Source organism: Fibrobacter sp. UWB12 (assembly GCF_900142485.1).
In the GTDB taxonomy this organism is placed as follows: domain Bacteria; phylum Fibrobacterota; class Fibrobacteria; order Fibrobacterales; family Fibrobacteraceae; genus Fibrobacter.
In genome coordinates this window covers 163,527-184,733 of the sequence record NZ_FRAZ01000004.1, presented here as the reverse complement: position 1 = coordinate 184,733, position 21,207 = coordinate 163,527, and the positions used below count along the sequence as shown (strand labels likewise).

Annotated in this window: 14 protein-coding genes; 9 read left to right on the top strand and 5 right to left on the bottom strand. The window is 49.3% G+C overall.

Going from position 1 to position 21,207, the window contains the following annotated elements; genetic code table 11:
• Positions 1–14: 14 nt before the first annotated feature.
• From leuC to BUA34_RS07675, 4 genes are all read right to left on the bottom strand, one after another.
• A complete protein-coding gene (gene leuC, locus BUA34_RS07690; RefSeq protein WP_072828149.1) occupies positions 15–1,424 on the bottom strand; it encodes a 3-isopropylmalate dehydratase large subunit in 1,410 nt (469 codons plus the stop codon).
• Between the two features lie 143 nt (positions 1,425–1,567).
• Positions 1,568–2,020, bottom strand: coding sequence for a hypothetical protein (locus BUA34_RS07685; RefSeq protein WP_072828148.1), 453 nt, complete (start codon positions 2,018–2,020; stop codon positions 1,568–1,570).
• Between the two features lie 178 nt (positions 2,021–2,198).
• Positions 2,199–3,722, bottom strand: coding sequence for a M23 family metallopeptidase (locus BUA34_RS07680; RefSeq protein ID WP_072828147.1), 1,524 nt, complete (start codon positions 3,720–3,722; stop codon positions 2,199–2,201).
• Between the two features lie 3 nt (positions 3,723–3,725).
• Complete coding sequence (locus tag BUA34_RS07675; RefSeq protein WP_072828146.1) at positions 3,726–4,133, bottom strand: hypothetical protein; 408 nt, start codon at positions 4,131–4,133, stop codon at positions 3,726–3,728.
• 416 nt (positions 4,134–4,549) lie between these two features.
• Between BUA34_RS07675 and BUA34_RS07670 the strand changes: the two genes are divergently transcribed.
• A complete protein-coding gene (locus BUA34_RS07670) occupies positions 4,550–10,954 on the top strand; it encodes an Ig-like domain-containing protein (RefSeq protein ID WP_072828145.1) in 6,405 nt (2,134 codons plus the stop codon).
• 100 nt (positions 10,955–11,054) lie between these two features.
• On the opposite strand, the gene BUA34_RS07665 is transcribed toward BUA34_RS07670, so the two are convergent.
• On the bottom strand, positions 11,055–11,582 hold the full coding sequence (locus BUA34_RS07665; RefSeq protein ID WP_072828144.1) for a DNA-deoxyinosine glycosylase: 528 nt from the start codon (positions 11,580–11,582) through the stop codon (positions 11,055–11,057).
• Between the two features lie 183 nt (positions 11,583–11,765).
• Between BUA34_RS07665 and BUA34_RS07660 the strand changes: the two genes are divergently transcribed.
• The 8 genes from BUA34_RS07660 to BUA34_RS07625 all read left to right on the top strand — a co-directional run bounded on the left by BUA34_RS07660 (position 11,766) and on the right by BUA34_RS07625 (position 21,197).
• Positions 11,766–13,331 (top strand): peptide chain release factor 3, encoded by a 1,566-nt coding sequence (locus BUA34_RS07660; protein ID WP_014547303.1) that lies wholly within the window; start codon positions 11,766–11,768, stop codon positions 13,329–13,331.
• 145 nt (positions 13,332–13,476) lie between these two features.
• The gene (locus tag BUA34_RS07655; RefSeq protein ID WP_072828143.1) at positions 13,477–13,983 is read left to right on the top strand and encodes a hypothetical protein; all 507 of its coding nucleotides are present in this window, start codon (positions 13,477–13,479) and stop codon (positions 13,981–13,983) included.
• Between the two features lie 122 nt (positions 13,984–14,105).
• Positions 14,106–15,611, top strand: a complete 1,506-nt coding sequence (gene lysS, locus BUA34_RS07650) for a lysine--tRNA ligase (RefSeq protein ID WP_072828142.1) — start codon at positions 14,106–14,108, stop codon at positions 15,609–15,611.
• A gap of 83 nt (positions 15,612–15,694) precedes the next feature.
• The gene (locus BUA34_RS07645; protein ID WP_072828141.1) at positions 15,695–16,054 is read left to right on the top strand and encodes a four helix bundle protein; all 360 of its coding nucleotides are present in this window, start codon (positions 15,695–15,697) and stop codon (positions 16,052–16,054) included.
• A gap of 47 nt (positions 16,055–16,101) precedes the next feature.
• Positions 16,102–17,349, top strand: coding sequence for an FtsX-like permease family protein (locus tag BUA34_RS07640; protein ID WP_072828140.1), 1,248 nt, complete (start codon positions 16,102–16,104; stop codon positions 17,347–17,349).
• Complete coding sequence (locus tag BUA34_RS07635) at positions 17,342–18,022, top strand: ABC transporter ATP-binding protein (protein WP_072828139.1); 681 nt, start codon at positions 17,342–17,344, stop codon at positions 18,020–18,022. Before BUA34_RS07640 ends, BUA34_RS07635 begins: the two co-directional genes overlap by 8 nt.
• 14 nt (positions 18,023–18,036) lie before the next feature.
• The gene (locus BUA34_RS07630) at positions 18,037–20,550 is read left to right on the top strand and encodes an ATP-dependent Clp protease ATP-binding subunit (RefSeq protein WP_072828138.1); all 2,514 of its coding nucleotides are present in this window, start codon (positions 18,037–18,039) and stop codon (positions 20,548–20,550) included.
• A 50-nt stretch (positions 20,551–20,600) separates the two neighbouring features.
• Positions 20,601–21,197, top strand: coding sequence for an adenylate kinase family protein (locus BUA34_RS07625; protein ID WP_014547240.1), 597 nt, complete (start codon positions 20,601–20,603; stop codon positions 21,195–21,197).
• The last annotated feature ends 10 nt before the right edge of the window (positions 21,198–21,207 follow it).

Below are 21,207 nucleotides of genomic sequence, written 5' to 3'. Positions count from 1 at the left end.
TAAATCTCCTTGCGTTACTTGATGTACTTGCGGACGTCGGTGATCTTGCCTTCGATGGCGGCAGCAGCCACCATGGCGGGGCTCATGAGGATGGTGCGGCCCGTCGGGCTGCCCTGGCGGCCCTTGAAGTTACGGTTGCTGGAGCTTGCGCTGACCTGGCGACCCTTGAGCTTATCCGGGTTCATGGCGAGGCAGAGCGAGCAGCCTGCTTCGCGCCATTCGGCACCGGCTTCCTTAAAGATCTTGTCGAGACCGAGCTGTTCGGCTTCCACCTTGATCTTCATGGAACCCGGAACGACCCACATCTTCACAGTCGGGGCAACCTTGTGGCCCTTGATGATTTCGGCGGCGGCCTGCAGGTCGCTGAGGCGGCCGTTGGTGCAGCTACCCACGAAGGCGATGTCGATCGGGCGGCCAATCATCTTGGAACCTTCTTCCCAGCCCATGTATTCATAAGCTTCGGAGATGACCTTCTTTTCGCTGCCTTCGAATTCGTCGATCTTCGGCATGTTGCCGTTGAGCGGGATGGCCTGAGCCGGAGTGATACCCCAGGTGACCATCGGTTCGAGGTTGTCGCAGTTGATTTCAACTTCGTCGTCAAACTGAGCGTCGGCGTCGGTAGCCACAGACTTCCAGTAAGCAACGGCTTCGTCCCACTTGTCAGCCTTCGGGGCGTACGGACGGCCCTTGAGGTATTCAAAAGTCTTTTCGTCGGGGTTGCAGTAACCGACGCGGGCGCCACCTTCGATAGCCATGTTGCAGACCGTCATACGGCCTTCCATGCCCATTTCTTCGATGACCGGACCTGCAAATTCGTAAGCGTAGCCAACGCCACCGTTCACGCCGAGCTTAGCGATGTAAGCAAGGGCAACGTCCTTGGCGGTCACACCCGGCTTGAGCTTGCCGGTGAACTTGATGCGGCGAGTTTTGAGCGGGCTCATGGCGAGCGTCTGGGTGGCGAGAACGTCTGCCACCTGGCTTGTACCGATACCGAATGCGATAGCACCGAATGCACCATGCGTTGCCGTGTGAGAGTCACCGCAAGCAACGGTCATACCCGGCTGCGTCACGCCTTCTTCCGGGCCAACGATGTGGATAACGCCCTGTTCGGCGGTAGCGGGGCCAAAGAACTTGATGCCGTTATTCTTGGTGTTGTTTTCAATATGGGAGAACATCTCTTCGGAAATGCCGTCCTGGAGCGGGCGGTTGCGTTCCGGGAAAGTGGTCGGAATAATGTGGTCGACCGTTGCAAAAGTGCGTTCCGGGAACAGCACCTTCTGACCTTCTTCGCGGAGCTGGGCGAAGGCCTGCGGACTCGTCACTTCGTGGCAGAGGTGAAGCCCGATAAAGAGCTGGCACTGGCCGCTCGGGAGCTTAGCTACCGTGTGGCTTTCGAAAATTTTCTGATAGAGTGATTTTCCCATAGATTTGTCTCTTTTAGGTTTGTTTTATTGCGGCGTAAATATAGAATTTTAGACGAAAGACGAAAGACGAAAGAATAAAGAATAAACAAAAAACACGACCTTGAGAGCCGTGTTCAATGTAGTCTTAACAAGAAAAACTTGAATTAGAACTGTTCAATCTGAGTATTGAACTTATACTTGTCCTTGTAGTAGGCGAGCATTTCTTCGTTGTTGTTGAATGCTTTGCGCAGCGGATCACGAAGGGCCGGTTCTCTTTTGACCTTCTTCTGAATTTCCGGAACAACGTCCTTGAAGAAGAGTTCGTTGCTGGCTGCCGCGACGTGGTTCTGGTTGTATTCCATGTGGTAACGGCGTTCAACCATCTGGAACAAGTCGGACTGGCAGGAATTTTCAGGCGGCATGTGGCTTGCAACAGGCATATAGCACTGCTTGATGTAGTCTTGCTTCATGCTAACGATGAGGCTGTCAATGGCGGGAATGTTGTGAACCGAGTCGTGGTGGTAGGCGAGTTCGGCTTTGGGGGTAACGACGCTAGAGCAACCGGTGAAGAGTGCTACTGCGATGGCGAGGGATACCCCAATGATGGAATTTTTCATGTCCTAATCCTTTTGTTTGACATTGCTTTTTTTACTACATCAATCCCGTGTTCCAAAGTTACTTAATTGTGGATAGATTTGCGATAGTAAGGGTGTAAATTTGCTGTTACAAAAGGCCTTTTTTAGTGCTTTTTGTAGTAAAATGTGATATACAACACCGCTTTTTGGTAGAAAAGTCCTATTTCGAGGTCGGCTTGAATTTGTAAAACCATTTAATGGGGTCGATGACATCGTAGCGGACGTTCCCAATTCGCTTTTTACCCTTCTTGCTGACGAGTCCTGTAACTATATGGGCGTGGGGTCCTGTCGTATGTCCTGTGGTGCCGACGGTAGCGATGGGGTCGCCTGGCATGACCTCCTGACCGTTCAAATAAAGTAGCTTGTCGCAATGCATGAATAAAATAACATCTTCTTTACGAACAAGTGCTATGATGACGCCGCCGCGTTCATCACGGCTAGTCCAAGCCTTAGCGCCGAACGGTGCTAGAATGCGGGCTCCCTGACGGCTTGCAACATCGATACCGTTGTGTTTACGTTGTGTGGAAGTAGCCGTTTCATGATAAAATTCTGTAAGGTACGCAATGCTGTCCGAAATAACGGATGTCCAGTATTTCCATGCGGCGCCGATTGTGTCTGCTGCGGCGGGGCGCTTTATTTCGTCTGGGCGTGAAAAACGGATTGTTGTACCCTTGGGAGGAATGTTCAAATTGCCCTTTTCCCACGACGTTACGCCGAAACCATTTTCTTCTAGCGTTTTGGCCACGTAGTTCTTGATCATCTTTTCATTGGTGATGATGGCGTCAAAACGACCGATGGCGTAGCGTGCAATACGTTGCATGTTTTCATTGCCGTCGAACGTGTACTCAAACGAGGGGGCGACGGAAAGTTGGTTTCTTTCCTGGATGCGGTCGCGGAGGTTGGAATCGCTCCTGTCAATGTCTGTGACAAAGAGGAACGGTGCAATAATGACTGCAAGGAGTAAAAGCGGGAACAGGTTGCGGATAATTCTCGGGAATCCGTCGAGTGGGTTCTTTGTGAGAATTGAAACTTTATGGAGCTTTTTGATGACTTTTGCGAGCTTTTCCGGCTGTTTTTCGAAATCTATGGCTAGCGCTTCTTTTGTGGCGCTGGCGTTTCGGCGGATGGCCTTGCGAGCCTTGGGGTAAGCGCGCCTTTTGGGACGTTCCTTCGAAAGCCACAAAATTTCAGTTTTTTGAGCTTCTTTGACGTCTTCGATGAACGCTGCTGCCGAATTTACAGATCTTCCGGTCACGTGTACCATCAAAAGACGGGCTATCGAAACCAGTTTGCCTACGTCTTCTACCTGTTCGGTCGAAATGATGCCGAGGACTTGCGGGGCTATCTTTTCGAGGCTTCTGATGTTGTGGTAGAGGGTGCGGAATTCTGTATCCGACGTAGGAATTGCCTTTTTCCCTGCCAAAAAGATGTTATCGGCAGATGTCGCAATTTGGTCGATGTCATCGACCATGAGGTTTCTTTGAGATAGGTCCAAGGCTTGGAAGGGAGTGTTCCCTGCAAAGCGGTGTTTCCCAGAAAAGTCAATTACAACAAAACGCGCACCGGCGTTAAGTGCCAGTGCGAATTTTTGCAAGGCTTCTAAGGGCAATTCGTCTTCGTCAGAAATGGCGAAAAGTGTAAGCCCGCCTTGGTTGTAAAGGCTTTCTAGGACCTTTCTCTGCATGCCTTACTTAGCGGCACCGCGCGGGTAAGAGTAGCCAGAAGGAGGTGCTGCGACGAACTTGTCGACTTGGAGGTAAAGTTCTTCTGCAGATGCTGCCGGGTTGAAGAAAATTTCCTGGTTTCTGTTCTGGCTGCGGCCCTTGATCGGCTCGTTGCGGCGGCCACGGCTAACAATGCCGAGCGGGAGCACTTCAAGGAGCGGCAAAAGGCCGAAGTAGCGGAAAAGGCTGAAGTTCTTCTGCCAAGTGGTGCGTTCTGCCAAAATTGCAAACGTCCCTTCAATGATGGACTTGCTCTGGAGAAGATCTTCAGAGGTCATCGTCACGAGTTCGTGATTGGTGGGGAAGTTGTTCTGGAAGTTTACCATGTCGCCTTTGAGATAGTTGGCGTCGCAAAGGAATACGAATTTCATTGTTTTTCCTGGTTAGATTTAATGGGTTATTTTACAAAATTAGCTTTTTTTGGCCGATTTTGTCATATTTTGAGGGGCTTTGACGGGGCAGAACCCCTAAATTTTCCCCAGTTTTACAAAAAATTTACAAAAGAAACGCCATAAAGGGCTTTTTTGGCGCAAAATGGCGCTTGATATTGAAAAAAACAGATTTTTTTGACTTTTAGGACTTTTATTACGTAAGTCGTTGATAGTCCAATAGTTACGAAAAATCGAAGGGTGGGGTAGACGAAAGTCTCATTTTTTGTTAAGAGAAAACATTTGGGCCATTTGGAAAAATATTTACGAAAAGCGTTATATTTATAGACGTTTTTAAGGACGTCATGAGAAATTTCGCTGTGAAATTTTGATTGCGTGTATGGTATCGGAGAATGAAAATGAAAAAATTGAAGAGGTCCATGACGACCTTGCTTGCTTCTGCTAGTGTGATTGCAACGGCTTCGTTCGCTCAAAATCCGGCACCTGCGGCTCCAGCTCCTCAGCCGGCCCCTGCAGCTGCTCCTGTAAGTGAACCTGCCCCCGAACCCGCACCGGCGGTTGCAAATGAAGCACCGCAAATTGGCGGTATTCCTGGTGAATCCATTTTGGAAGGCGGAGCTTTTTCGAAGATTAAACTCGATAATTTTGTAACGGATGACACGGACCAACCCTCGCAGATCCGTTGGAAAGTCAGTGGCAACAAGAACCTCAAGGTAACGATTACTCCGGACCATACGGTTGAGATTGTAACTCCAAGCCCTCTTTGGAATGGTTCCGAAGATATCACCTTTACAGCAACAGACTCCAAGGGTGCTTCTGCTTCTGAAACGGTGAACTTTACTGTTGAATCCGTGAACAATCCGCCGGTAGTTAGCCAAATTCCGAGCCAGGTTGTTGAAGAAGGCAAGCAGTTTGCAAAGATTCGCTTGGATGACTTTGTTAATGACCCGGACCACAAGAAAGACCAAATTACGTGGGATACTGAAGTTGTTCCGGCTGGAGGCCCACAAGCTGATGGTGATTTGTCTGTAACGATTGACGGAAACCGCGTAGCTACGATTGTTATTCCGGATGCTCACTGGTATGGTGCCGCTCGAATCAAGTTTATTGCAAATGACCCGGATTATGGTAGCGATAACAAGACTGCTGCATTTACGGTCTCGCCGATTAATGACCCTCCGGTATTTGCTAAGAAGATTCCTGATCAGGTTATCGAAGAAAAGAATCAGTTTGACATGATTTCTCTTGTCGATTACGTTACGGATCCCGATGACGATGTCATGAAACTCAAGTGGTCTGTGACTGGCAACAAGGACTTGAAGATTGAACTCGATAAGTACGGTTCTGCGATTGTCACGATTCCGAACGAATATTGGAACGGTCAGGAACGTGTGACATTTACCGTGACTGACGCTGCTGGTGCATCTGCCAAGCAGGACGTTTTGTTCAAAGTAAAATCTATCAATGACCCTCCTGAGTTTGTTCAGAACATTCCGGACCAAACGATTGATGAAAAGCAGGAATTTGCTCCGATTCAGCTTGGCCAGTATGTGAAGGACCCGGACCACCGCATTGAAATGCTCAAGTGGGCTGTCTCTGGTGCAAAGGACCTGAAGGTTTCTGTTTCTGGTGGTGTGGCTACAATCCGCATTCCGAACAAAATGTGGAACGGTTCTGAATCCATCAAGTTCAAAGCTTGCGACCCTGATGGCGCTTGTGCTGAATCAGAAGCCATGTTTACGGTCAACTCTGTAAACGACTTGCCGAAGATTATCCGCCCGATTCCGAACCAGAACATCAACGAAAAGCAACAGTTCACCAAAATCAAACTTGATGACTTTGTTAAGGATGAAGACCACAAGAATTCTGAACTTTCCTGGGATGTCGAAGTCAAGCATCAGGGGCAAATGCCGGAAACGGGTACGCTCAATGTGTCTATCGACGAACAGCATGTGGCAACCGTTGAAATCCCGGACCCGAGCTGGTTTGGTAACACGATTGCGACCTTTACTGTGATGGACCCGGAAGGTGGTTCTGCAAAGCAGGATGTTGCTTTGAATGTTCGCTCTGTGAACGATCCGCCGATCTTCAAGAAGATTGCTGACCAGACGATTGATGAAAAGAACGAATTTTCTTCGTTTATCCTGGACGATTACTTGAGCGATGCTGACCATGATTTCTCTAAGCTCAAGATCGAAGTGACGGGCAATCGTGATCTTAAGGTCAATATCGATAACAGATCTCACGAAGTTTCCGTGAAGATTCCGCACGAACAGTGGAATGGTTCTGAAACCTTGACCTTTACGGCAACCGACCCGGAAGGCGCTCGTGCAACGACTTCTGCAAAGTTTACTGTAAAAGCTATTAACGATCCTCCGGTCATGAAGGATATCCGCGAACAGACCATCAAGGAACAGGGTGAATTCAATGTTGTTGAACTTGACAAGCACGTCGAAGACCCTGACCACGCCAAGAATCGCCTCAAGTGGACCATTACGGGCAACAAGGAACTCAAGGTTGCTCTCGATGCTGGCCATAATGCTCGCATTACTCCGCCGTCCCCGCAGTGGCATGGTGCCGAAGCGATTACGTTCAAGGTTTGCGACCCGGATAATGCTTGCGACGAACGTACAGTCAACTTTACGGTTGAATCTGTGAACGACGTGCCGATGTTTATTAGACAAGTGACTCCGCAGTCCATTCGCGAAAAGGGCCAGTTCCAGCCGATCAAGCTTGGCGACATGGTGAAGGACATGGATAACAAGCTCTCGGAACTTACTTTTGCTACAACATGTAGGCCGGCTGCAGGTTCCAAGAAGAGAGAATGTGAACTCAAGGTCAATATCGATGCAAACAAGGTTGCAACGATTGTTATTCCGAACAAGTACTGGAATGGTGCCGAAGAAATTACGTTTACCGTAACGGACCCGGAAGGTGCTAAGGCTACTTCGACCGCACTCTTTACTGTAGAATCTGTGAACGACCTTCCGGAAATTAAGCAGGTTGCAGACCAGACCATTCAGGAAAAGGGTGAATTTAAGCCGTTCAATGTTTCTGAACTCATTTCTGACCCAGATGACCGTTTTGAAGATTTGAAGGTTGACTTTACCGGCAATAAGGACCTCAAGGTTGAAATGACCAAGACGGGCATGGTAACGGTGAAAACTCCGAACAAGATGTGGAACGGTTCTGAAAAGGTGACGTTCACGGTAACGGATGCTGCTGGTGCCAAGGCTCGCACGACTGCTACGTTTACTGTAGTTTCTGTGAATGACCCGCCGGTTATGAAGGAAATTGCAAGCCAGACTGTCAAGGAAAAGGAATCGTTCAAGCCGATTGAACTTGACAATTTTGTTGAAGACCTTGACCATGCCAAGAATCGCCTCAAGTGGAAGATTGAAGGCAACAAGGAACTTCGCGTTTCTATGGATCCGACGCACAAGGTAACTGTTACGCCTCCGTCTGCAAGCTGGAATGGCTCCGAAAAGGTTCGCTTTACTGTGACGGACCCGGATGGCGCTTCGGATAGCAAGGAAGTTACGTTTACAGTTCTCTCTGTGAACGATGCTCCAGAATTTGTCCGTGATTTGCGTGACCAGTCCATTGACGAAAAGAAGCAGTTCCAGCCGATTAAGCTTGCTGACTTTGTCAAGGATCCGGACCATAAGATTACCGATCTCAAGTGGTCGTTCAAGGTTAGCCCGATTAGCCAGGGCTCTAAGAAGAAGGGCGGTGATGAAGAATCTTCCGCTTCTGGCCTTCGCGTGACGGTGGATCCGACTGGTGTTGCTACGGTCAATATCCCGAACAAGTACTGGCATGGCGCTGCAAACATTACGTTTACGGCAACTGACCCGGAAGGTGCTTCTGCAAGCAAGACCGCTCGCTTTGAAGTGCGCTCTGTCAACGATGCTCCGGTGATTTCTGCAAGTGCTCCGACGGGCGAAACGATTCTCGAAGGTGGCCGTTTCAAGACTATCGACCTTTCTACTCTCGCCGAAGACCCGGATCATCCGGCTTCTTCCTTGAAGTGGGAAGTGACTGGCAATAGAGACCTCAAGGTGGATATTCGCAAGGACAACACTGTGATTGTTTCTGTTCCGGATAAGCAGTGGAGCGGTAAGGAATCCTTGACGTTTGCCGTGACGGACCCGGAAGGCGCCTATGCTCGCCACAAGATGGTCTTCGAAGTGACTCGTGTGAACGATCCTCCGACATTTGTAAAGCGTATTCCTGACCAGAAGATCAAGGAAAAGGAAACCTTCAAGCAAATCAAGCTTGATGAATTCGTGAAGGACCCGGATAACAAGCCGAACGAACTCCGCTGGAGAATCACTGGTGCAAAGCAGCTCAAGGCTGAAATTTCCCCGAGCCGCGTGCTTACCGTTACTGCTCCGAACAAGGATTTCTGGTGCGCTCCTGAAATGATGATGCTTGAAGTCAGCGACCCGGATGGTGCAAAGACTTCGCAGACGATTACGTTCGAAATTACCTCTGTGAACGATCCTCCGGTCTTGAGGGATATTCCTCCGCAGCGTATTCGTGAAAAGGGCCAGTTCAAGGATATTGACTTGAGCAAGCTTGTCCGTGACCCGGATAATACTATGGAACAACTTTCTTGGTCTGTCAAGGTTATCAAGCCTGAAGCAGAACATGCCAAGAAGAGCAAGAAGGGTAAGAAGGGCAAGAAGGATGACGACGATGATGACGAACCGGTTGTAAAGGATCCGTTCAGTGTTGTCATTTACAAGGGTGGCCTCGCTCATATTGAAATTGCCGACAAGTACTGGCATGGCGAACGCAATGTCGTGTTCACGGTGAAGGACCCGGATGGTGCAACGGATTCCAAGACTGTTAACTTTGTTGTGGAATCTGTGAACGATGCTCCGGTGATTAGGCCGATTCTTGCTCAGACTATCAGAGAAAAGGAACAGTTTGAACCGATTGACTTGACGAAGTTTATCTCTGACCCGGATCATCCGATGAGCTCTCTCAAGTTCGAAATTGCTCCGACTCGCGCTCTCAAGGCATCGATTAATGGCAAGAAGCAGCTCGTTGTTTCGACTCCGGACAAGTACTGGAACGGTGCGGAAAAGATTCGTCTTGACGTGACGGACCCGGAAGGAGCAAGAGCTTCTCAGCAGATTGAATTCAGTGTGACTCCGGTGAACGATCCGCCTGTGATTGTGAAGGATATTCCTGGCCAGAAGATCAAGGAAAAGGAAAGATTCACGATGGTTGACTTGACCCAGATCGTTAAGGATCCGGATAACAAGCCGAATGAACTCAAGTGGTCTGTTTCTGGAAATAACGAACTTTCTGTGGATATCAAGAATGGACGTGCTACTGTGACTACGCCGAATCCGAACTGGTTTGGCAAGGAAACGATCACGTTTACGGTCATGGACCCGGCTGGCGATAAGCAGTCTTCCAAGGCTACGTTCGAAGTTATTCCGGTGAACGATCCGCCGAAGTTTAAGCCGATTCCGCCGCAGGTTATTGACGAAAAGAAGACCTTCCCGGCTATCGACTTGACCAAGTTCGTGACGGACCCGGACAACTCCCTCTCTGAACTCAAGTGGTCCATTGATGGTGAAAATCCGTTTGCTTCTGCTGCTCCGGCAAAGTCCCATAAGAAGGACAAGAAGAAAGACAAGAAGAAAAAGAAACATGTGGAAGAAGAACCTGCTCCGAAGTTCGGTAAGCATGAGCTCAAGTACAATATTAGCGAAAAGGGTATTCTCACTGTAGAGATTCCGGACAAGTACTGGAATGGTACTGAAACGGTGACTGTAAATGTGTTTGACCCGAGCAAGGAAAAGGCTTCTACAGAAATCCGCTTTACGGTGAAGTCTGTGAACGACCTGCCGGTTGTCAAGGAAATTCCGGGACAGAAGACTCTTGAAGGCAAGGCCTTTAAGTCTATCAATCTTGATGAATATGTCACTGACCCAGACCATAAGAAGAACGAAATCAGATGGACCGTTTCTGGCGCTAAGAACCTCGACGTGAGAATCAATGGTTCTCATGTTGCCGAAATCAAGCCGAGAAGAGATAACTGGTTCGGTGACGAAACGATTATCTTTACGGCTACTGACCCGGCTGGCGGTTCTGACAAGTCTGTCGTGAAGTTCGTGGTGAAGCATGTGAATGCAGCTCCGGTCATGCGCGATATTCCTGACTATACCATCAGGGAAAATCAGAACGATGGCGTGATTGCTACGATTAAGCTTGACCAGTTCGCACGCGATAAGGACCACAACTTCGATGACCTCAAGTGGAAATTCACGGGTCAGAAGCAGTTGCAGGTGAACTACGACAAGGCCAAGAAGACTGTGATTGTGTCTATGCCTTATGCTCACTGGAAGGGCAAGCCGGAACGCATTACGTTCACGGTGACCGACCCGGATGGTGGTACCGCTCATAAGACAGCAACGTTTACGGTGATTGCTGTGAACAATGCTCCTGAAGCCAAGCCGCTCTCTTACCAGACTCGCGAAGGCGAAACGCTCAAGGTTCCGGCTGCAACAGGTCTTATGTCTGCTGCTAAGGATCCGGATGGCGATAAGCTCGAAGCTGTGAAGACGGTGATGAAGCCGCGCAATGGTCGAATCGTCTTGAACGAAAAGAATGGTTCCTTCGAATATACCCCGAACAAGGGCTTCTCTGGAATCGATGAATTTACGTACAAGGTGTTTGACCCGTCTGGTCTTGGCTCCAAGGTGACGAACGTGGAAATCAGCGTCCAGTTCAAGCCGAAGGATGTCCGCAGCAATAGCTCGAACAACAAGAAAAAGAAATAAGAATTTCCTTGTAAAATAAAGAACGCCTCGTGGTTAAAGCCGCGGGGCGTTTTTGCATTTGTCACCCCGACTTGTTCGGGGGGGGGGCGCCTATCTCGTATTAAACGGAAAGAATGATTTTATACGCTTCCACGAGCTTCTCGAATTTGACGGCGCAATTGGCGGGGGAGGTGGAGGGGAGTTTCACGGCCTTGATTCCGGTTGCAGCTTCGCAGTACTTTTCGTAGAGCTTGTGGGCGGTGGCGCCTGTGCAAAAGATGTGCTTGATTTTTGTTTTCGCGAGGAGCGAGGCGATGTCGTTAGGCACAACGTTTTCGATGCTTGTGTCGCTAGCGCCAATGATGGTGCAACTGTCGAGAACGTCCCAAAGGGCGATGTGGTGCTTCAAAAGCATCGCTTTTTTCTCATCGATCGTTGCAGGGAGCGGCTCGTTCAAGACGCTTGCGAAAACTTTCCAGAACCGGTTTTGCGGATGTCCGTAGTAAAATCCCTGTTCGCGCGATTTGGGCGAGGGAATGGAACCGAGCAAAAGAACTTCCGAATTATCGTCGAAAAGTGCGGGAAACTCATGCGTTACCCGAGTTCTCGTATTCCTTGCGGTTTTGGATTGCGTCTTCTTAGTTGCCATATCCTTAAAAATAAAAAGATATCTAACCTCTCGTCTACCCACCAACCTCTACTCTCAAACATTGAACTTACCACTTAAAATTGCTATATTTGCCCGCGTAAAAATTTGAAATCGTACCCCATAGCTCAAAGTGAGCCGTAGGCGAACGACCTAATACCTTTACCTATAGCCTGTAACCTATCTATGAATCCAGAAATTGAAAAACGCCGCACTTTCGCTATCGTCAGCCACCCTGACGCCGGTAAAACCACCATCACCGAAAAATTCCTGTGGTACGGGAATGTGATTCGCGAGGCTGGTCATGTGCGCGCGAAGGCCAACAAGAGCTACACTGTTAGTGACTGGATGAAGATTGAACAGCAGCGTGGTATTTCTGTTTCGAGTTCCGTGTTGAACTTCCCGTTTGAAGGTTGCATGTTCAACCTCGTCGATACCCCGGGGCATCAGGACTTCTGCGAAGACACGTACCGTGCGCTTACCGCCGTGGACGCTGCTTTGGTGCTTATCGATAGCGTGAACGGTGTTGAAAAGCAGACGATTCGCTTGATGAATGTCTGCCGCATGCGCCATACGCCGATTATCACGTTCATCAACAAGATGGACTTGGATGGTCGCCATGTGCTCGACTTGCTCGACCAGATTGAAAGCGTTTTGCAGATTAAGACCGCTCCGTTTACGCTCCCGATTGGCGTCGGTAAGCTTTTCAAGGGCGTCTATTCCATCGCCGAAAATACGTTCCACACGTTCAACCCGGACGATGGCAAGCAAGAGATTATCCAAATGGAAGGCCCGGACGATCCGCGCTTGGTTGAACTCTGCGGTGAAAACTGGGTGAACCAGTTTAAGGAAGAATACGAAATGGTCACGGGCGGTATGGATCCGTTCGATCACGAAAAGTTCCTGAAGGGCGAAATGTGCCCGGTGTTCTTCGGTTCTGCCGTGAACAACTTCGGTGTGCGTCAGCTTTTGAACGCTTTTGCAAAACTTGCTCCGCCGCCGATGATCCGCGACACCGACAAGCGCCCGGTCAAACCGGACGAAGACGCTTTCAGCGCATTTGTCTTCAAGATTCAGGCCAACATGGACCCGAAACACCGCGACCGCACGGCTTTCCTCCGCATTTGCTCGGGTAGCTTTACCCGTGGCGAAAAGGTTTTCCATGTGCGTACCGGCCGTGACATCCGCTTGGCTGCTCCGACCGCATTCCTCGCGAAAGACAAGGAAGTCATTGACCACGCCTGGGCGGGCGACATCGTGGGTATCAACGACCCGGGACTTTTCCGCATTGGCGATACGCTTACGGACGGCGAAAAGATGAACTTCACGGGCATCCCGGACTTTGCTCCGGAACACTTTGCACGTGTGACGCTCTTGAACCCGCTCAAGTCCAAGCAGATGGCGAAGGGCCTTGCCGAACTTTCGGAAGAAGGTGCTACGCAGCTCTATGAACCGCTCAAGTCTGCCGTGCCTGTTGTGGGCGTCGTGGGTGAACTCCAGTTTGACGTGCTCAAGTTCCGCTTGCAGAGCGAATACGGCGCCGATGTGCAACTCGACCGCGTGCCTGCTCATTGCATCCGCTGGGTGAAAGGCCCCGAAGCTGACGTGGGCAAGTTCGCCGAAGAATATGCCGGCGACTGCATGATGGATAAGGAACGCAATCTTGTGTGCCTCTTCCCGAATGAATATCGCCTGAATCTCGCACTCAAGAACTACGAACGCTTGAGCTTCGCAGAAACCTCTCAGGGGTAATTTTGCATTGTCATCCCGGACCCCGTTCCGGGAGCGCTTTTCTGTAATAAGAATTGAAAAAGGTAACTTGAAACAAAGTTGCCTTTTGTTATATTGTAGCTGTTATTTGTATGGGAGCAAAAATGGTAAAAGTGGAAATCGCATTATGAAATACTTTCTTCTCCTTTTTCTTTGTGTTGTGAGCTTGCAGGCTCGTGGGTTAAACTGCATTGAGATGATCAATGTGAATATTGCTTTTGATAAATTTAATGTTCCTGAAAAGTTTATCTTCACGTTTGGGAATAACGTAGCATCTAGCGAAAGTTTGACATTGTTCCCTGTAAAGAAAGCTGTTGATTACGATGGAGTTGTTCAGTTCAAGTCAAAGAATGCCATTCTGACGTATCATATTTCTTATGAAAATTCCGAAAATGGCAATATGGTTGACTCGGCTGATGTAGTACAGATAAAGTCTTTAGCTGGAAAAACGGATTCTGTCGCTCTTGCCGATTTGTGGGGCGCGGGAGATCTTTTTTCAAAGGGTTCCCTTAATACAGAAAAGGTGATGACTGTACGCTTCCTTATCCCTATGCTTGAAAAACGGAACGCGGATTATGTTTTGCTGAATTATGCCTGCTCCAATTGGCATGACTTGCGCGATGTGAAAAAATAGAGCTTGTGAAATTTACGGAAATCCCCCTTAGCTTGGTGCTAGTGGGGATTTTTGTTACTTCTATTTTTCTAAATTTACCTCGTTCAAATTTAAGACGTGATATATTCACGAGGTAATACAATATGGCAATGCAAGATATGAATGACCAAGTGCAGGCTCGCTTGGCAAAGCTCGACAAGTTCAAGGAAATGGGTGTAGAGGCTTATCCTCACAAGTTTAACAGAACCCATGATTCCAAGGTTTTGAAGGAAAATAAGGAAGCTTTGATGGCTTCTAAGGAACCGGTTGCTTTTGCCGGTCGTGTGGTGCGTTTCAATCGCAAGGGCAAGATGTGCTTTATGCACCTCAAGGACCGCTATGGTCGTTTGCAGGTTGTGGTTGCTCGTGACGAAGTGGGCGAAGCAAACTACGAAATCGTGAAGATGACCGACCTCGGTGACTTCATCGGCGTGAACGGTACAATGTTCGAAACGCAGAGCGGTGAATACTCTGTGCGTGCCGAAAAGGTGACGATGCTTTCGAAGGCTGTGCGCCCGCTTCCGGTTGCTAAGGAAAAGATTGACGAAAACGGCAACAAGGTTGTGTTCAACGAATTTGCTGACGTGGATACCCGCTACCGCCAGCGCTATATCGACATGGCCTTGAACGATGACGTGAAGGATGTGTTCATTAAGCGCTTTAAGATTTTGCAGGCTATCCGCGAATACCTTATCGAAAAGGGATTCATCGAAGTCGAAACTCCGACGCTCCAGCCGATTTATGGTGGTGCAAACGCTCGTCCGTTCACCACGCACCACAACGCTTGCGACATGACGCTTTATCTGCGCGTCGCTCCGGAACTTTACCTCAAGCGCTGCATCGTGGGCGGCATGGAAAAGGTCTTTGAATTCTCGAAGAACTTCCGCAACGAAGGCATGGACCGCACGCATAGCCCGGAATTCACGGGCCTCGAATTCTACGAAGCTTATGCCGACTACAACGACATGATGGTCCACTTCGAAAACATCTACGAACGTGCTTGCATTGCTGCAAACGGCACGACAAAGATTGATTACCAGGGCAAGGAAATCGACTTCAAGGCCCCGTGGCCGCGCTACAGCATGATCGAAGCCATCGAAAAGTTCGGTGGTCTCAAGGTCAATGAAATGAGCGATGACGAAATCAAGGCCAAGATGGAAGAACTCGGTGGCCACCTCGACGGCGAATTCTCTCGCGGTCGTGGCATCTTGGAACTCTTCGAACTCACTGTTGAAGACAAGCTCATCCAGCCGACGTTCATCAAGGACATGCCGACTGAAAGCACTCCGCTTTGCAAGAAGCATCGTACGATTGAAGGCCTTATCGAACAGTTCGAACCGTATGCAAACGGCTGGGAACTCGGTAACGCTTACACCGAACTTAACGACCCAATCCGTCAGCGCGAACTTTTGGAAGACCAGGTCCGCCGTGGCCGCGGTGGTGAAGGTGAAACGCACCCAATGGATGAAAACTTCATGCATGCCATCGAATCCGGCTTGCCGCCGACGGGTGGCGTGGGTTTCGGCATTGACCGCATGGTCATGCTCCTCACGAACCAGCAGACCATCCGCGACGTGCAGCTCTTCCCGCTCATGAAGCCGGAAGTTTAGTAAACTAGATGGCTTAGACGAAAGAACGCTCACTTCGTTCGCTATAGACGAAAGACGATAGGATGTAAGGTGTAAGATTCAAGATGGTTTCTTTTGCATATAGAAAGCTGAATGTTTATCAAAAGGCTCTTTTGTGGGTCTTGGATGTTTATAGGCTTTGCAAATTTTTCCCAGATGTTGAACGCTTTGCTCTAACTAGCCAGGTTCGTCGTGCTGCTGTTTCGGTAACATCAAATATAGCGGAGGGAATGAGTCGTTCTTCGAATAAAGAAGTTGCTCATTTTTTGGAAATAAGCTTTGGTTCTTTGATGGAAGTTCAAAGCCAAATGGAAATTGCACAATTGTTAAACTATATAACAAAGGATCAACTAGACTTGTTAGATGTAAAAACGGTGGAAATAGCTAAAATGTTGAGTGGCCTGAAGGCTGCAAAGAAACTGTAATTTAGCTGTTTTTTCTTTCGTCTTTCGTCTTTCGTCTTTCGTCTAAAATGCAAAAACTCGAACTCCTCATTGCATGGCGTTACTTGGGGGCTCAACGCAAGAGTCTCTTTGTTTCGCTTATTGGTATTTTCAGTATGCTCGGCGTTTCCATCGGCGTGTTTGCGCTGGTGGTGGCACTTGCTGCGGTCAACGGTTTCGAAGAAGAGGTCACGGCCCAGATGATTGGGAAGGATGCTCACTTTGAGTTGATGGCGTACAATGGCAATCCGATTGGTCCGTACGATAGCTTGACTAAAGAGGTTCACGCTCGTGTGCCTGACGTTGTTGCTTCGTCGCCGTTTATCGTTTACAAGGTGGGCATTAGCTCCAAGAAGGTGAACGATGGCATTGTCATTTACGGCATTGATCCGGCGACAGCCAAGGGCGTGACGGATATCCATAAATACATCAAGTGGGGAGATTACTCTGTCGACAGTCTGGAAGACATGGGTGGCAAACGTCGTCCGGGAATTATTCTCGGGACTGGGCTTGCGGCGCGCTTGCGCGTTGTCGTTGGTGATAAACTTGTGTTGCAGACGTTCCAGAGTCCAGACGAGGCTATGAGTTCGGGTGGCCCGAAGATGATGATGTGCGTAGTGAGCGGCATCTTCGAAACGGGCACTTATGAATACGATGGTAACCTTGCGTATGTCGGCATCTCGGATTTGCAAAAGTTGCTTGGCATGGGGAACACCGTGACCGGTATCCAGTTCCGCATCAAGGATCACTGGAAAGCGGGCGAGGCGGTCGATAGCATGGCGACTTGGCTATCTTATCCGTACTACGGGATGGATTGGAAGTCCAAGAACATCACGCTCCTCAAGTGGATGAATTACGAAAAGTTCATTGTGGCAGCGGTGATTTGTTTGATTATCTTGGTCGCTGCATTCAACATCATCAGCTCGCTCATCATGGTCGTGATTGACAAGACAAAGGAAATCGGCATCTTGCGTAGCATGGGCTTTAGCAAGGCGGGCGTGATGCGCGTGTTCATGCTGATGGGTAGTTTCATTGGCGTGGGCGGTACCGTTGTGGGTGGCTCGATTGGGCTTATCTTGTGCAAACTGCAAGAGGCTTACCACTTCATTAAGTTACCGGGCGATGTGTACGTGATTCCGTATTTCCCGATCTCGGTGCATGCGATTGACGTGATTTTGATTTTTGTAATTGGTATTGTCTTGTGCGTGTCCGCGACGCTTTTGCCGGCATGGAAAGCAAGCCGATTGGATCCTGTGGGGGCTATTAGACATGAGTAGTTTATTGCAAACAGTCGACCTTCGCAGAGTTTTTTCCGAAACGGGTGAAAAACTTGAGATTCTCAAGGGCGTGAATTTTTCGATGGATGCGGGCGAACTTGTGGCGCTCACGGGTTCATCGGGTTCCGGCAAATCGACGTTCTTGAATTTGGTTGGAATGCTCGATACGCCGACTTCGGGCGAGATTTTGTTCAAGGGCAAGCCGCTTAGCAAGTTCAATAGCGAAGAACGCGATATGTACCACCGTTCGCATGTGGGATTTGTGTTTCAGTTCCATCATTTGCTTACGGAATTTACGGCGCTCGAAAACGTTTGCGTGCCGGGACGCATTCTCGGAACTCCAGAAAAGGAATGTCGCGAACGTGCCGAAATGCTTTTGGAAACGGTCGGACTTAAGGAACGCCTCAAGCATTTGCCGCGAGAACTTTCGGGCGGTGAACGCCAGCGAATTGCAATCGCGCGTGCGCTCATGAACAACCCGTCCCTCGTTTTTGCAGATGAACCGAGCGGTAACTTGGACGAAGCGAATTCGGCGAAATTGAACGAACTCTTTGGCGAACTCAACGAAAAGTTCCATCAGGCGTTTTTGATTGTGACGCACGATGAAAAACTTGCGCAGTTTGCAAAACGTCGTGTGATTATGCATAATGGCGTTATTCAGAATGCGGAGTAGGTGGAAGGAAAGTTATGGCAGATATTAACGGTATTTTTTCAGCTAAGGCAAAAGCAGCGCTGCAGGCGGCACGTATTGCTGCCCGCAATTTAGGGAGCGACTGCGTAACAGTAGAACACCTTTTGTTTGGGCTTGTTCGCGAGGATTCTGGTGTTGCCTCGGAAACGCTCAAGGCTTTGAAGGTCAACCTCACGGAACTCAGCGAGACTATCCAGCGTGCGTTGAGTACAAATGGCGGCCTTATGACGGTCGGTGGCGATGCCCACGGCGGTCTTTTGACATTTACAGCACAGTGCAAGGCTGTGCTTTACAATGCGGCAAAAATTGCTAAGGAAGAAGGGGTCCAGTTCATTGGTCCCGAACACTTGATGCTTGCAATTTTGCAGCAGACCGATTCTCCGGCCGCGGCAACACTTTCGACGTACAACGTGACGTTTGAAAATTACCAGGAAATGCTGATGCAAATCAAGCGCCAGGCCGATGGACAGCCGATGGATGATGGTCAGCCCGAAGATGAACCGCGTGAACGTTATACGCAAACTCGTCAGGCTTCTCCGTCTCGTTCCAAGACTCCGATTCTTGAACATTTCGGCCGCGATTTGACGGCTATGGCTCGCGCAGGCAAGCTCGACCCGATTATCGGTCGTGAAGCTGAAATTGAACGCTTGATTCAGATTCTTTGCCGTCGCAAAAAGAATAATCCAGCGCTTATCGGTGAACCGGGTGTGGGTAAGACTGCAATTATCGAAGGGTTGGCTCTCAAGATTGTGCAGCGCAAGATTCCGGATCTCTTGGCGAACAAGCGTGTTGTGACGCTTGACGTTGCTGCAATGGTGGCCGGTACAAAGTATCGTGGTCAATTCGAAGAACGCGTGAAGGGTCTCATCATGGAACTTCAGCGCGTTGGCAATTCCGTGATTCTCTTTATCGATGAACTCCATACGATTGTGGGCGCCGGCGGTTCTGAAGGCAGCCTCGATGCTTCTAACATCTTTAAGCCCGCTCTTGCTCGTGGCGAACTCCAGTGCATTGGCGCTACGACTTTTGATGAATACCGCAAGTACATCGAGAAGGATCCGGCTCTTGAACGTCGCTTCCAGACGATTATTGTGAATCCGCCGACGGTCGAAGATTCTATCCAGATTCTCGAAGGTCTCCGCCCGAAGTATGAACAACATCATAATGTTCATTACACTCCGGATGCCGTGCGTGCCGCTGTTGAACTTGGTGAACGCTATATTAGCGAACGCTTCTTGCCGGACAAGGCGATTGACGTGCTCGACGAAGCGGGCGCGCGAGTTCGTTTGAATTCCATCAAGATTCCGCAAGACCTGCAGAACATGGAAGACGAACTCGGTGATTGCCTCCAGAAGAAAGAAGAAGCTGTCGCCAATCAGGATTACGCCTCTGCGGCGGAATACCGCGCCCGCGAAGAAGAATTGCAGAACAGCATTGCAGAACGCAAAAAGCAATTGCAAAACGAAAATACGGAAACGCCGATTGTCGATGATAACGTTATTCGTGACGTGATTAGCAAGATGACGGGAATTCCGGTTCGCAGGCTTGGTGACGAAGAAGCTCAGAAGCTCATCCATCTTGGCGACGAAATCAAACAGCGCGTGATTGGTCAGGATCAAGCTGTCGATGCGATTGTAAAATCTATTCGCCGTAGTCGTGCAGGTATCCGCAACAACAAGCGCCCGATGGGAAGTTTCCTCTTCTTGGGCCCGACGGGTGTGGGTAAGACGGAACTCGCGAAGGTGCTTTGCAAGGAACTTTTCGGTAGTGAAGATTCGCTTGTGCGTATCGACATGAGCGAATACATGGAAAAACATAGCGTGAGCCGCTTGATTGGCGCTCCTCCGGGATATGTGGGCTTTGAAGATGGCGGTGGCCAGCTCAGTGAAAAGGTGCGCAAGCATCCGTATTCTGTGGTACTTTTGGATGAAATCGAAAAGGCGCATCCGGACATTTACAACTTGCTCCTCCAGATTTTGGACGATGGTATCTTGACGGATAGCTATGGCCGCAAAATCAACTTCAAGAATACGATTATCATCATGACGAGTAACGCCGGTGCTCGTGAAGTCCGCCATAGCAGTGGCATGGGCTTTACCAAGATGGGCGAGACAGACGATTACGAACGCATGGAAACGGCCATTCGTGAAGAAGTTAAGCGTGTATTTTCACCGGAATTTTTGAACCGCGTGGATGAACAGATTGTGTTCCGTGCGCTCTCTAAGCATGACCTCATTTCTGTTGTGGACATCCAAATGGGATTCTTGCAGAAGAATCTTTCTGATCGTGGAATTCTCTTGGAAATGAGTCAGGAAGCAAAGGAATTTGTCGTAAACCACAATTACGATTCTTCCCTTGGAGCACGCCCCATCCGCCGTTCTATCCAGAATCTCGTTGAAGACGAAATCGCCGAAGGACTTTTGCTCGGGACGATGACGGACTTCTCCACGATTACGGTGGATGTCGAAAACGGCAAACTCTCCTTCAAGTGCGAAAAGATTAAGTCTTAGTTTTTCTATATTTGCCTCGGAATTTTAACAATCAACCTATGAGGTTATAAATGTCTCAGATTTCTGCTGTTCTTATCTTCGGTGCTCCGGGTTCTGGCAAGGGCACTGTGGGCGCAAAGCTCGCCGCTACGACCGCTCTCAAGCACCTCTCCACGGGCGACATCTTCCGTGGCATCGCTCCGTCTAGCGAATCCGGCAAGCTCCTTGCTTCTTACTCCAGCAAGGGTCTCCTCGTCCCGGACGAAGCTACCGTTGAAATCTTCGGCCGCTTTGTTGAAGGTCTCGTGAACACGAACAAGCTCAACCCGGAAAAGGATACCCTCCTCCTCGATGGTATTCCTCGCACGGTTGCTCAGGTCGATCTCATCAAGCCGATCGTCGACGTGAAGCACATCTTCGTTCTCGATATCAAGGACGAAGCTACAATCGTTGCTCGCCTCCTCAACCGCGCCAAGATCGAAGGCCGTAAGGATGACGCTGACGAAAACGTCATCAAGAACCGTCTCAAGGTTTACAAGGAATCCACCGCTAAGGTTCTCGAAAAGTACGATCCGAAGATCATCAGCCACATCGTTGGCGACAACACTCCGGACGAAGTCTTCCTCGATGTGCTCAAGGCATACGTGGACTTCACGAAGAACGCTTAATTACTTGTCA